Annotated in this window: 11 protein-coding genes and 1 pseudogene; 4 read left to right on the top strand and 8 right to left on the bottom strand. The window is 70.2% G+C overall.

All coding sequences use genetic code 11. The features are described 5' to 3' along the window. Positions 1 to 28 precede the first annotated feature (28 nt). The 5 genes from EHS43_RS04325 to EHS43_RS04305 form a co-directional block, all read right to left on the bottom strand. A complete protein-coding gene (locus tag EHS43_RS04325; RefSeq protein WP_125189182.1) occupies positions 29 to 388 on the bottom strand; it encodes a cellulase in 360 nt (119 codons plus the stop codon). Between the two features lie 10 nt (positions 389 to 398). Next, positions 399 to 905 carry a SigE family RNA polymerase sigma factor gene (locus tag EHS43_RS04320; RefSeq protein ID WP_125189181.1) on the bottom strand — a complete coding sequence of 169 codons (507 nt, stop codon included), beginning with the start codon at positions 903 to 905 and terminating at the stop codon, positions 399 to 401. A 207-nt stretch (positions 906 to 1,112) separates the two neighbouring features. Further along, a complete protein-coding gene (locus EHS43_RS04315) occupies positions 1,113 to 1,673 on the bottom strand; it encodes an ABATE domain-containing protein (RefSeq protein ID WP_125189180.1) in 561 nt (186 codons plus the stop codon). 42 nt (positions 1,674 to 1,715) lie between these two features. After that, complete coding sequence (locus EHS43_RS04310; RefSeq protein WP_125189179.1) at positions 1,716 to 3,380, bottom strand: ABC-F family ATP-binding cassette domain-containing protein; 1,665 nt, start codon at positions 3,378 to 3,380, stop codon at positions 1,716 to 1,718. Between the two features lie 79 nt (positions 3,381 to 3,459). Beyond that, a complete protein-coding gene (locus EHS43_RS04305; protein ID WP_125189178.1) occupies positions 3,460 to 5,094 on the bottom strand; it encodes an ABC-F family ATP-binding cassette domain-containing protein in 1,635 nt (544 codons plus the stop codon). A gap of 326 nt (positions 5,095 to 5,420) precedes the next feature. On the opposite strand from EHS43_RS04305, the pseudogene EHS43_RS47400 reads away from it, so the two are divergent. Beyond that, positions 5,421 to 5,528 (top strand): annotated as a pseudogene (locus EHS43_RS47400) (alpha/beta hydrolase); the annotation flags it as partial. Between the two features lie 7 nt (positions 5,529 to 5,535). Here EHS43_RS47400 and EHS43_RS04295 read toward each other — a convergent pair. Continuing rightward, positions 5,536 to 5,961: a hypothetical protein gene (locus EHS43_RS04295; RefSeq protein WP_125189177.1), complete on the bottom strand. Its 426-nt coding sequence runs from the start codon at positions 5,959 to 5,961 to the stop codon at positions 5,536 to 5,538. Positions 5,962 to 6,176: 215 nt separating this feature from the next. On the opposite strand from EHS43_RS04295, the gene EHS43_RS04290 reads away from it, so the two are divergent. From EHS43_RS04290 to EHS43_RS04280, 3 genes are all read left to right on the top strand, one after another. Next, on the top strand, positions 6,177 to 7,187 hold the full coding sequence (locus EHS43_RS04290; protein WP_125189176.1) for an aldo/keto reductase: 1,011 nt from the start codon (positions 6,177 to 6,179) through the stop codon (positions 7,185 to 7,187). A gap of 141 nt (positions 7,188 to 7,328) precedes the next feature. After that, complete coding sequence (locus EHS43_RS04285) at positions 7,329 to 9,044, top strand: glycosyltransferase (protein WP_125189175.1); 1,716 nt, start codon at positions 7,329 to 7,331, stop codon at positions 9,042 to 9,044. Between the two features lie 169 nt (positions 9,045 to 9,213). After that, the gene (locus tag EHS43_RS04280; RefSeq protein WP_125189174.1) at positions 9,214 to 9,678 is read left to right on the top strand and encodes a peptidoglycan-binding protein; all 465 of its coding nucleotides are present in this window, start codon (positions 9,214 to 9,216) and stop codon (positions 9,676 to 9,678) included. A 65-nt stretch (positions 9,679 to 9,743) separates the two neighbouring features. Here EHS43_RS04280 and EHS43_RS04275 read toward each other — a convergent pair whose 3' ends face one another. Both EHS43_RS04275 and EHS43_RS04270 read right to left on the bottom strand, forming a co-directional pair. Continuing rightward, the gene (locus tag EHS43_RS04275) at positions 9,744 to 10,268 is read right to left on the bottom strand and encodes an ATP-binding protein (protein ID WP_125189173.1); all 525 of its coding nucleotides are present in this window, start codon (positions 10,266 to 10,268) and stop codon (positions 9,744 to 9,746) included. A gap of 60 nt (positions 10,269 to 10,328) precedes the next feature. Continuing rightward, positions 10,329 to 11,147 (bottom strand): SAM-dependent methyltransferase, encoded by an 819-nt coding sequence (locus tag EHS43_RS04270; RefSeq protein WP_125189172.1) that lies wholly within the window; start codon positions 11,145 to 11,147, stop codon positions 10,329 to 10,331. Between the last annotated feature and the right edge of the window lie 170 nt (positions 11,148 to 11,317).

Genomic DNA, 11,317 nt, shown 5'->3' with positions numbered 1-11,317 from the left:
GCGGGTTCGTTCTCGCGTATCACCGGCATCAGCGTGTCGGACCCGGCCACGTGGCCGCACGGGGCGAGTCGGAGGCGCGTGTCGGCACCGGCACACCCTTGGCGGTCGTGCCGGGACGGACCGTCGACGGTGCCGGGACCGACTCGGCTGAGGTGGCCGGCCGGGGGTGCGGACCGTTGGACACGCCCTGGGCGAACGCCTGCGTCAGCAGCAGTCCGACACCGATTCCGGCGACGGACAGCACGGACCCGGTGGCCATCCAGACCCTCCGCACCCGCTGTCGGGCGCGGACACCGGCCCGCAGACGGGTCCGGTGCCGCTCCTCGTAGGGCGTGTCCCCGTGCCCGTCACGCATGAGGCGTGCCAGCTCCCGCTCGAAGTGATCCATGGCTCCCTCTTCACTCAACAGGCTCGACCGCCTCGGCCATCAGCCGCCGCAGCCGCGCGACGCCCCGGGACGTGAGGGAACGGGCCGTCCCCACCGGACAGCCCAGCGCCCGTGCCACCTGCTGCTCGGGCAGGTCCTGGTAGTACCGCAGCACCACTGCGGCCCGCTGCCGGGCGGGCAGGAGCGCCAACACGGCCTCCAGCCGCGTTCGTTCATCCACCACGGCCGACTCGTCGCGCGGTGCCGGAGGGTCGGGTATCTCGTCCACCGGCTGCTCACCCCACCAGCGCCGACGCGCGGAGCGTGCGGCGGCGCGTACCAGGATCCGCCGCACATACGCCTCGGGTGCCTGCCCCGCCACCCTCGGCCAGGCGAACCACAGCTTGACGAGGGCTTCCTGGAGCAGGTCCTCCGCCCGGTGTCGGTCACCACCGGTGAGCAGCCGCGCCAGATGGTGCAACGCCGGCCACCGGGCCGTCACGAACCGGTCGAACTCATCGGTCCGCGACCGCCCCATCAGACCCGCCCCCGTTTTCCGTCATGCGTGTGCCCGCCCCTCCACCTACATCAAAGGCACTGGCCCCCGCGCGGCTATGCGTCTCGGTGACGTGGTGTGGGTCACAGGTGCCAGGGACGGACCGCGCGTCCGAGCACTGCCCCGCGACGGCATGCGCCTGGATCCGGAGGGAGTGTGACGGCCGGACAGGTCGCCTCGGTGGGACGCTCAGTGAGTGGCCGCGGGCGCGGACTTCTTGCGGGCGCGGTACGCGGCGGCCTTGATCTTGTTGCCGCAGGACTCCATGCCGCACCACTGCCGCCGCATGCCCCGGGAACGGTCGATGTAGACCCGGGTGCACTCGGGGTTGCCGCACTCCTTCATCAGCGGCACGTCGGGGCCGCTGAGCAGCTCGACGGCCTGTCGGGCGACGGTGGCGAGGGCCTGTCCGGGCGTCGCGTCGGTGTGCCGCCCCGACAGGGTGAGCTGCGGGGTCGCGGGCGTCTTGCGTGCGGCGGCGTTGAGCACGCCGAGTGCCTCCCGGTCGAACCCCTCGCCGAGCCGGCGGTCGGTGACGAGCCGGTAGACGGCCTCGCGTACGGTCGTGGCCTCCTGGACGTCGTCCTCGCTCGCGGGAGTGACCGTGTCCACCAGCCCGGACTCCAGATACCAGGCGTTCAGGCGCTCCGGCGTCGCGAACATCTCGAACCGGGTCGAGCGCCGGGCGCGGAGCGTGGCCGCGAAGTCCAGAGCCGGGTGCCCGCATACGAAGACATGGTCAAGATTCACATCACCATCTTGACAGGTGACTTACGCGGGACGCAAGGAATGTCACCCCTCCAACCGGTTTCCGTCGAGGGTGGTGTCCGGCTTCAGGCGCAGCTCGCGGCCCTGCCAGCGGCGGCGCAGCCAGCGGTCGTGGCTGGCGACGACGATCGCGCCGGGGCCCGGGCCCAGGGCGGCCTCCAGTTCGTCGCACAGGGCGGGGGAGAGGTGGTTGGTGGGCTCGTCGAGGAGGAGGAGCTGTGGCGGACGGCCGATCAGGAGGGCCAGCGCGAGTCGCCGGCGCTGGCCCACGGACAGATGGCCGACCGGCTTGTCCAGATCCGCCTCGTGCATCAGTCCGAGCGAGCTCAGCGGCACCTTCGCGGCCCGTCGGACGCCCAGAGTCTGCTCGTAGGTGTCGCGGACCGTGCGGTCCTGGCGCTCGAACGCCGTGTCCTGCGTGAGCAGCCCCACCGTCAGCCCGCGCCGCCGGTGCACCTCGCCCGCTGCCGGCAGGTGCCCGGCGAGTACGGCGAGGAGCGTCGACTTGCCGACGCCGTTGCCGCCCGTGACCAGCAACCGGTCGGCCGGTGCGATCTCCAGGCCGTCGACCGCCAGCCGCCCAGGGACCCGTGTGTCGAGCAGGGAGACCAAGGGACCGGCGTCCTCTTGGTTGCGCGCGGCCAGCTCGTCCGCTGCGAAACGCAGCGGGCGCGGCGGCTCGCCGACGCGGATGCGCTCCAGCTCCTCCAGACGCCGGGTGGCGTTGCGGACCCGGCGGGAGATCTGGTTCTGCACCCGGCCCGCCCGGTGGCCGTAGCCCATCTTCTCGTTGTCGGTAGGACCCCGGTCGGGCGCGACCCGGCGTGCGGTCACGGCCGCCGTCTGCCGCAGCTCGGCCAACTCCTGCTGTTCCTCGGCGTACCGCCGCTCCCAGCGCTCCCGCTCGGCGCGCTTCACCATGAGGTAGGAGCTGTAGCCGCCGCCGTAACGGACCGGCCCGTCCGCCGCCGGATCGAGGTCGATCAGATCGGTGCAGACGGCGTCGAGGAAGGCACGGTCGTGACTGGCGGCGACCACGGTTCCGGGCAGGTTGCGCAGCTGCTCCTCAAGGAAGGCGGCGGCACCGTCGTCCAGATGGTTGGTCGGCTCGTCCAGCAGCAGCGCCGACGGGCGCCGTACGAGCAGGGCGGCCAGGGCGAGGCGGCCGCGCTGCCCGCCGGAGAGCGAGCCGAGCGTGCGGTCGTGCCCGAGCGCGCCGAGGCCCAGGCCGTCCAGCATCAGGGCGGCACGGCGGTCGGCGTCCCAGGACTCGCGGTGCTGTGCCTGTTCCAGGCGTCTGCCGTAGGAGTCGAGGAGAGCCTGGTGGGCGGGATCGTCCTCGGGGACGAGAGCGAGTTCCGCGCCGAGCCGGTCCAGCTCGGCCAGGTCCTCGCGGGCCTCTCGCAGGGCCTCGTCCAGCACCGCGGCGATGGTGACGTGACCGTCGTAGGGCATCTCCTGGTGGAGGAACCCCAGGTCGGCGGGGCGGGTGACGCTGCCTGCGTCGGGGGCGTCCGCGCCGGCGAGGACGCGGAGCAGGGTGGACTTGCCGACGCCGTTCTCCCCGATCAGACCGATGCGGCGACCGGGTGCGGCGGTCAGGGAGACACCGTCCAGGACGCGGCGGTCGCCGAGGGTGCGGACGATGTCGTGGGCGAGGAGCGCGGGCTGCACAGGGTGCTGGGGCATGAGGAACCGTCCAACGTGTTCGGTGTTCGGCCCGCGGGGCATCTCGCCTCGGACGCGGGCCACGTCACACGTCGGCGGTTCACACCTCGGGGGCCCCGCTCTCCGTGAGGGTGCCGTCGGCCAGCCGCAGCCGGCGGTTGACCCCGATCTCGGCGAGGAACCGCTCGTCGTGGCTGACCACCATGAAGGCGCCCTGGTAGGAGTTGAGCGCCCCCTCCAACTGGCCGACGCTGACCAGGTCGAGGTTGTTGGTCGGCTCGTCGAGCAGCAGCAGGTGCGGGGCTGGCTCGGCGCACAGCACACAGGCCAGGGTGGCGCGCAGGTGTTCGCCGCCGGAGAGCACGCCGACGGGCAGGTGGGCCCGGGGGCCCCGGAAGAGGAAACGGGCGAGCAGGTTCATGCGCTCCGCCTCCGGCCGTTCGGGGGCGAAGGCGGCGAAGTTCTCCGCGACCGTGCGGTCCGGGTCCAACAGGTCCAGGCGCTGTGAGAGGTAGGCGATCCGGCCGTCGCCGCGCTTGATGGCACCGCCGTCCGGGGCTAGGTCGCCGGTGATCAGGCGCATCAGGGTGGTCTTTCCGGCGCCGTTGGGCCCGGTCAGCGCGATGCGCTCGGGGCCGCGAACGGTCAGGTCGAGGCCGCCGTCCGCGAACACGCTCTCGCCGCCGAGCCGGGCCTGCATTCCCTCGCCGATGAAGAGGTTGCGCCCGGCGGGCACCTGGGTGTCGGGCAGTTCCAGGGTGAGGCGCTGCTCGTCGCGCAGGGCCCGCCCGGCCTCGTCCAGTCGGGCCCTGGCCTCGCTGACCCGGGAGGCGTGCAGGGTGCCGGACCTGCCCGCGGCCTCCTGCGCGCCGCGCTTCATGGTGCCGGCGAAGATCTTGGGCAGGCCCGCGTTCTTGAGGTTCCTGGAGGCGTTGGCGGCCCGGCGCTCGGCACGTTCGCGAGCCTGCTGCATCTCCCGCTTCTCCCGCTTGAGCTCCTGCTCGGCGTTGCGGACGTTCTTCTCGGCGACCTCCTGCTCGGCCCGCACGGCGTCCTCGTACTCGGTGAAGTTGCCCCCGTAGAGCCGGAGTTCGTCGCTGCCCAGCTCGGCGATGCGCTCCATGCGGTCGAGGAGCGCGCGGTCGTGGCTGACCAGCAGCAGACAACCGGTGAAGTCCGAGAGCACGTCGTAGAGCTTGTGGCGGGCCTCGGCGTCGAGGTTGTTGGTGGGTTCGTCGAGCAGCAGGACGTCGGGGCGCTTGAGGAGCTGGGCGGCGAGGCCGAGAGAGACGACCTGGCCGCCGCTGAGGGTGCCCAGGCTGCGGTCCAGGGTGAGCGAGGCCAGCCCCAGGCGGTCGAGCTGGGCGCGGGTGCGTTCCTCGATGTCCCAGTCGTCGCCGATGGCGGCGAAGTGTTCCTCGTCGACGTCCCCGGACTCCACGGCGTCCAGCGCGCGGATCACGTCGGCGATCCCCAGCACCTCGGCGACGGTGAGGTTGCCGGTCAGGGGAAGGCTCTGCGGGAGGTGGCCGAGGGTGCCGGTCACGGTCAACGAGCCGCTGCCTGGGTGCAGTTCGCCGGCGATCAGCTTGAGCAGGGTGCTCTTGCCGGAGCCGTTGGGGGCGACCAGACCGGTGCGCCCGCGGGTCACGGTGAAGGACAGGTCCTGGAAGACCGGGGTGTCGTCGGGCCAGGCGAAGGAGAGGTTCGAGCAGACGATGGCGGCGTCGGACATGGAGCGACCTCGAAAGGACGGAGGGCAGAGCGCATACCTCTGCCCTGGGCAGACGTGGGAGAAGGGTCGACGAAACGGACCACTTCGGCAGCGCCCTCTGGCGCCGGCCGGTGGCCGTCAGATCCGGATCTCATCCGGAGATGTCGTCTTCACCCACCACGTCTGTGACTCCTCGATCGACGGTCAACGTCTCCTCGACCCTAACAGCCGTCGTCCCGCTCGGGCGAGGTCAATTAGGCCCCGGACGACGTCATCTCTACACATCTCTACGCGGACCCTCGCCTTCGACGCCACCCGCAAGGCCGAGTCGGCTGGTGCACGGCCGAGTCTGCCGCCGGTTCCGCTACGGCGCCGACGGTTCCCAGCACCCGGCCGCCTTCCAGGCCTTCCTGGAGGCCGCCGAGCAGGCCCGTACCCGCGCCGCCCGTGGCGAGGTCCCGCTCACGTCGCCCGGAGCGGCCCCGCGAACGACTTGCGCAGCGACCCCGCGGCCAATGGCAGGAGAGCGGCGAGCATCTTGCCCTTCACCGTGCTCGGTTCCCGCGTCAGTTCGACGTCGACCCGGGTGCCGTCGCCCTCGGGAGTCATCCTGAACACCCAGCCGCCGCCTGCTCCGAAGAGCTTGGAATCCAGCGTGGTGACGGTGATCGTGTCTCCGGCGGGCTCCCACTCGTAGCGTGCCCGCTCCCAGGCGGACGAAGTTCCCTCGGTGACCTCGGCCCAGGTGTCACCGCGGTCGTGGACCTCGAAGTGGTCGGCTTCGATCGTGGGCCAGGCCTGGGCGCGGCCGGGACCGAAGTCGGTCAGCACTCCCAGCACGTCCTTGGGGCCGAGCTGGGAGACGAGGTGGAAGCGTACGACTGCCATGGGATGTCCTCACCCGAGAAGTAACCGTTCTGAGCGGTGACGAGAGATTCCCATCGGTTGTCGTCACCTGTCAAGGTGGTGACCTTTGAAGTGGTGGTGTGTCAGGCCGCGGCGGCACTGAGGGTGCTGCGAAGGCGCACCTGCCACCCGCCTCCGAATTCCGGACCGAGAGTTCCTTGCGTTGGAGCGCACTCCAGGGCCTACGTTCGGGCCCCATGCGATACATCAAACTCGGAACGACCGGCCTGGAAGTCTCCGCCATCACCCTCGGCTGCATGAGCTTCGGCGAGCCGGACCGCGGTGGCGAGCCATGGTCTCTGGGCGCGGACGCCGGCCGGGACATCATCAGGCAGGCCCTTGAGAGCGGCGTCAACTTCCTCGACACGGCCAACGGGTACAGCGCCGGAAGCAGTGAGGAGATCGTCGGCCGGGCGGTCAAGGACTTCGCGCGGCGCGAGGAGGTCGTGCTGTCCACCAAGGTCTGGATGCGGATGCGCCCCGGTCCGAACGGTGCCGGGCTGTCCCGCAAGGCGATCTTCGCCGAGCTCGACGCCTCCCTGAGGCGGCTGGGGACCGACTACATCGACCTGTACCAGATCCACCGCTGGGACTACGACACCCCGATCGAGGAAACCCTCGAGGCACTGCACGACGCGGTCAGGTCCGGGAAGGTCCGCTACCTCGGAGCCTCTTCCATGTACGCCTGGCAGTTCACCAAGGCCCTGTACCTGGCCGACCTGAACGGCTGGACCCGGTTCGTGTCGATGCAGGACCACTACAACCTCATCCACCGGGAGGCGGAACGGGAGATGTTCCCGCTCTGCGCCGACCAGGGCATCGGCGTGATCCCGTGGAGCCCACTGGCGCGGGGCAGGCTGACGCGGGTCCGGGACACCGCCACGGCGCGTGCGGAGACCGACGCGGGCAGCAGGATCCTCTACCGCGACGAGGACCAGGCGGTCGTCGAGCGCGTCCATGAGATCGCGGGCAAGCGAGGTCTGTCCCCGGCCCAGGTCGCCCTGGCCTGGGTCATGCGCAACCCGGTGGTGACCTCGCCCGTCGTCGGGGTCACCAAGCCGGCCCAACTGGCCGACGCGGTCGCCGCGGTGGACGTCGAACTCGACGACGACGAGGCCGCCTACCTGGAGGAGCCCTACCAGCCGCACGACGCCGTCTACCTGGAGGAGTCCTTCTACAAGCAGCAGCCCGTGGCGGGCTCCCGGTAGTCCTCCCGGTGGTCCGGGCCGCCGCCGAAAACGCCTTCTGGAGAGAAACGTTTGATTGCTTCGGGTTGGACAACCTTTGCCTGAGTCTGAACGTCCAAAGAACAACAGGAGACGCGTTGTCTCCGTTTAGGGGGAGCGTTCATGCTCAAGGTGAGCATCGTGGTGCCCGTTTACAACGCGGGCCACTACATCGACATCTGTGCGCCGTCACTCTTACGCCAGACCTTGGGGGAGGAGGCGTACGAAGTCATCTACGTCGACGACGGCTCGACCGATGACTCCGCACAGCGGCTGGACGCGCTCGCCGACCAGCACGCACATGTGCGCGTGATCCACCAGGAGAACTCGGGCTGGCCCGGCAAACCCCGCAACGTCGGTGTCCGGGCAGCCCGCGGTCGGTACGTCCAATTCGTCGACCAGGACGACGAGTTGACCCCAGAGGCCCTGGAAGTCCTCTACCGCATGGCCGACCGCAACGACTCCGACATCGTCCTGGGCAAGGTCATCGGCACCATGGCGGGCCCCAGCAACGTCTTCAAGCGCACCATGGAGCGCTGCACGGTCGAGGACGCGCCGCTCATGGAGAGCCTCACCCCGCACAAGATGTTCCGGCGCGACTTCCTGCTCGCCCATGACCTCAGGTTTCCCGAGGGCCCGGTGCGGCTGGAGGACCAACTCTTCATGGTCCAGGCCTACTTGCGCGCCAAGACGGTCTCGATCGTCGCCGACCACCCCTGCTACGTATGGAAGCGCCGCGACGACGGTGGCAACAACAGCAGCCGCGGCACCACCCCGGAGGAGTACTACGGTCACCTCCGCACGGTCGTCGAGGCCATCAAGCAGGACACCCACCCCGGCCCCCTTCAGAACCACTTGCTCCGCCGCTCCTACCGCGTCGAACTGCTGCGCCCGGTGAACGAACCCCGCGCCCTCCAGCGCACCGGCAAGAACCTCGAGCGCTACTTCGACGTCGTACGCCGCATGGCCCTCGACGCGTATCCGCCAGGTGTCCGTGACGGCCTTCCCGCTCTCACCCGGCTCCGGGCGCACCTGCTGGAGGAGGGCCACCTCGACTCCCTCGTCGAACTCGCCCGCCGCACCCGGCGCATCAGGCCCGAGGTCACCGTCGACGACATTCGCTGGCGCGACGGAAAGCTGCACGTCACCACCACGATCGGCATGCGCCGCGGCGATGGCGAGCCCCTGGCGCTCGTCGAACGGTACGGTCGTATGCTCCTCGACCCCGACCTGCTGGCCGGCATCAAGGGCGCCGAGGGCTGGGAGGCCCCGCACCCCCTCGGCCATGCCCACGGTGAACTCCTGGTCCACGACACGGCCCGGGACCTGTGGTGGTACCCGGACGCCGACCTGGTCCCGCGCACACAACCGCTCGGTGACCGCCGCCATCGCGTCGTGCTCGGCGGCGAAACGGCTATCGACCCCCTCACCCTGGCCGGCGGACGGGCCATGGAACCCGGCACGCACGTGGTGTGGGCCAGCGCCCAGCTTCTGGGCGTGGGCCGCAGGGCGCGGGTGACACGCGCCGACGACGACGCACATCGCGGTGCCGCCCCAGATCTCGGTCTCGGCGCGGGTCTCGGCCTTGGCTTCGGGTCGGTGCGGGTCGGAACTCCGCCCCACCTGGTGATCCCGGCCTGGAGCGGCTCGGCCGGCCAACTCCGCCTGTCCGTACGCCCACCGGGCCAGGCCACGCTCCCACACCGCCTCTACCTGCGCACCACCTCGGCCCCGCCCCTTCGCCGGGCAGCCCGCACGGTCCTCCACCGCCTCCCCGCGGACGTACGTGGCCGCGCGAAGAGGCTGGCGCGCAGGGCGGACCCCTGGAGCGGCGCCTGACGGTGGCGGGGGCCGGAGGAGGAGTTGTCCTGATCCGAGTCATACGGAAAAAGTGAACCTCTATTTCGTGAGATGTGGGAGCGCGTCCCTGGCACGCTTACGTCGGCGCGGAGAGCCGGAACGGTCGTGCCGCGTCAATTCCCGCGCAGTCGATCGGAAAGAGGAAAAAATGCGTACTTCTCTGACCAGGGCACTCGTGGTCGCGAGCGCCGTCGTCGGCATTGCCGCCGGAGGTCTCGCCGGGGCGAGCGCGAGTGTGGCTGCTCCGCAGCACGCCACCAAGGCCGCGGTCAGCGGCCCGCGTGCCTCGATCCTCGCTGTGAACAACCTCGGCCTGGACACCAACCGGGCCAAGAACTGGCAGAGTTGCCTGAACGCCTGGGGCTTCAACGCCGGCACCGTGGACGGCCAGCTGGGCACCAACAGCTGGAAGGCGGCACAGCGCATGCTCAACGCGTGGGGCTACAACGCGGGCACCGTCGACGGGGTCGTCGGGAGCAACACGATCACGGCCTTGCAGAAGTTCCTGAACGCCGTCGGGGAAAACGCGGGAACCCCCGACGGAATTGCCGGGCCGCAGACCAGGGCGGCATTCTGGAACTACAACGCCACCGGCTGCGGAGACAGGTCCTGAACGACGTATCGGTTCGGTCGGGCGGGAATTCCCCTGCTCGACCGACCCGGAACGCAGTCGCCCGGTCACGCGAGTGACGGCCACCGTTCGGCGGCCCACTCCGGCCAACCTGGCCACCCGGGAGGCGGATCTCCCACGGCGTGCCCAGCGAGTTCCGCGGCGTCGGGCTCCTCGAACAGCGTCCTCCAGCGCACGAGGTCCCTCTCGCTCATCGCGAAGGTCTGTTCGGGAGTGGTCGACCGGCGACGGGCGACCCGCGCACGTTGGGTCTCGTGGTCCAGCGGCAGGTAGACGAGTTGGCAGGACGCCCCCACGGACATCACCAGCCAACGGATCGCGGACCGCTCGTCACGAGACCAGCATCCGAAATCAAGGACCACGTTCGTTCCCAGCCTCAGGGTCTCAAGCCCCACCCAGAGCAGCCGTCCTTCCAGCACATCGCGCTTGCCGTCCGGCTGCGGGTCGCCGAACAGCGGGAGCATCCACTCGTCCGGCGTCAGCCGCAGCGCGGAATGCTCCTCGGCCAACTGCCGGGCTCTCGTGGTCTTTCCGGCGCCGGGCAGACCAACCGTCAGGAACAAGGTCGTCACGCTCGGATCCTGTCACGCCGCCGTCGGCAGAGGCTGTGAAGCCCGGGACAACCGCAGCCGTCAGGGTTTGCGGGCGAGAGCCGCGGCGATGAGGTGTTCCCAGACCGTGAGTTCCCGTTCCCCGCCGTTGCTCCAGGGGGTGTCGGCCTCGTCCGGGTGCCACAGGGGCGCGGGGACGATCCCGGGGTCCAGGATCTCCAGGCCGTCGAGGAGCGAGGCGATCTCGGCGTCGGTGCGCCAGCGGCCGCGGCCGAAGGTCTGCTGGAGGACCTTCTCGGCCTCCCGCGTCTCCGGATTGTTGCCGGAGCGGAAGTGACTGACGAAGAAGTGGCTTCCCGAGGGCACGTGCTCGCGCCAGTAGCGGACGAGGCCGGCCGGGTCCTCGTCGTCGTTGACGTGGTGGAGGATGGCGCTGAACATGACGCCGACAGGCTGGGTGAAGTCGATCAGAGCCTGGGTTTCGGGGTGGGTGCGGATGGCCTCGGGGTCGCGTACGTCGACCGCGACGACCCGGGTCCGGTCGTCTTTCTCCAGCAGCGCACGTCCGTGGACGAGGACCTGCGGGTCGATGTCGACGTAGACGACCCGGGCCTCGGGAGCGTGACGTTGCGCGACCTGGTGGACGTTGTCCGAGGTCGGCAGACCGCTGCCGAGGTCGATGAACTGCCGGATACCGGTGGTCTTCACGATCTCCCCGACCGCGCGGGTCAGGGCAGCGCGGTTGGCGAAGGCGATGGCCACCGAGCCGGGCAGGTCGCGTTTGAACACGTCACCGATCTCTCGGTCCACGGCGTAGTTGTCCTTGCCGCCCAGCAGATAGTCGTAGACGCGCGCGATGCTGGGCTTGGACGGGTCGATGGTGGAGCCTTCGTACGTCATGACGCCCATTTTCCCCGTAACGCTCCCTGCTGACCATGGTTTTGGGATGCCCGGGCCGACTCTTCCGCAGGTGAACCGGTGGTGCCTTGAGGCGGTGGACGGTTCGGAGGGCGAAGCACCGGTGGGGATCGCGGGGCAGGTGGGGTTGACGGGGCGTATGTGAAGAGAGG

This window comes from Streptomyces sp. RP5T, from assembly GCF_003933965.1.
GTDB lineage: Bacteria > Actinomycetota > Actinomycetes > Streptomycetales > Streptomycetaceae > Streptomyces.
This window is presented reverse-complemented; position numbering and strand designations above follow the sequence as displayed.